Origin of the sequence: Streptomyces sp. NPDC001027 (genome assembly GCF_040299045.1) — a bacterium.
Classification (GTDB): domain Bacteria; phylum Actinomycetota; class Actinomycetes; order Streptomycetales; family Streptomycetaceae; genus Streptomyces.
This window is the reverse complement of the sequence record NZ_JBEPBI010000605.1, coordinates 1-1,138: the sequence shown is the minus strand read 5'-3', so window position 1 is coordinate 1,138 and position 1,138 is coordinate 1. Positions and strand designations below refer to the sequence as shown.

The following is a 1,138-nucleotide window of genomic DNA, read 5'->3' as shown; positions in this document are numbered from 1 at the left end:
GGCCGCACACCATGGGGTGTGCGGCCGGCCCTTCGCGTGTGCGGGCGCCCGTGCCGGGGTCAGTCGGTGCCGAACTCCATCGCCGCGCGGTCCAGCAGCGCGTCGTCCTCGGAGACCTCGCCGCGGGACGCGATCGCCTCGGCGCCGCCCTCCGGCATCTCCGGCATGGTGCCGATGAGGCCGGTCGCGGCCGCCTGGGCCGCGCCGATGGCGGGGCTGCCGGTGCCGATGAGACCGAGGCCGGCGTACTGCTCGAGCTTGGCCCGGGAGTCGGCGATGTCCAGGTTGCGCATGGTGAGCTGGCCGATCCGGTCCACCGGACCGAACGCGGAGTCCTCGGTGCGCTCCATCGACAGCTTGTCCGGGTGGTAGCTGAACGAAGGGCCGGTGGTGTCGAGGAGCGAGTAGTCCTCGCCGCGCCGCAGCCGCAGGGTCACCTCGCCGGTGACGGCGGCGCCGACCCAGCGCTGGAGCGACTCACGGATCATCAGCGCCTGCGGGTCCAGCCAGCGGCCCTCGTACATGAGGCGGCCGAGGCGCCGGCCCTCGTTGTGGTACTGGGCGACGGTGTCCTCGTTGTGAATCGCGTTGACGAGGCGCTCGTAGGCCGTGTGCAGCAGGGCCATGCCGGGCGCCTCGTAGATGCCGCGGCTCTTGGCCTCGATGATGCGGTTCTCGATCTGGTCGGACATGCCGAGGCCGTGCCGGCCGCCGATCGCGTTGGCCTCCGTCACCAGGTCGACGGGGGAGGCGAACTCCTTGCCGTTGACCGTCACCGGGCGGCCCTGGTCGAAGCCGATCGTCACGTCCTCGGCGGCGATGTCCACCGACGGGTCCCAGAACCGCACGCCCATGATGGGCTCGACGGTCTCGACGCCTGTGTCCAGGTGCTCCAGGGTCTTCGCCTCATGGGTGGCGCCCCAGATGTTGGCGTCGGTGGAGTACGCCTTCTCCGTGCTGTCCCGGTAGGGCAGGTCGTGGGCGACGAGCCACTCCGACATCTCCTTGCGGCCGCCGAGCTCGGTCACGAAGTCCGCGTCGAGCCAGGGCTTGTAGATCCGCAGGTGCGGGTTGGCGAGCAGGCCGTAGCGGTAGAACCGCTCGATGTCGTTGCCCTTGAAGGTCGAGCCGACGCCCC

The 1,138-nt window shown here is 70.8% G+C and carries 1 protein-coding gene; it reads right to left on the bottom strand.

From position 1 onward, the window contains the following. Positions 1-59: 59 nt before the first annotated feature. The coding region (gene argG, locus ABT300_RS44260; protein WP_351688882.1) for an argininosuccinate synthase at positions 60-1,138 on the bottom strand (1,079 nt) is incomplete at its 5' end.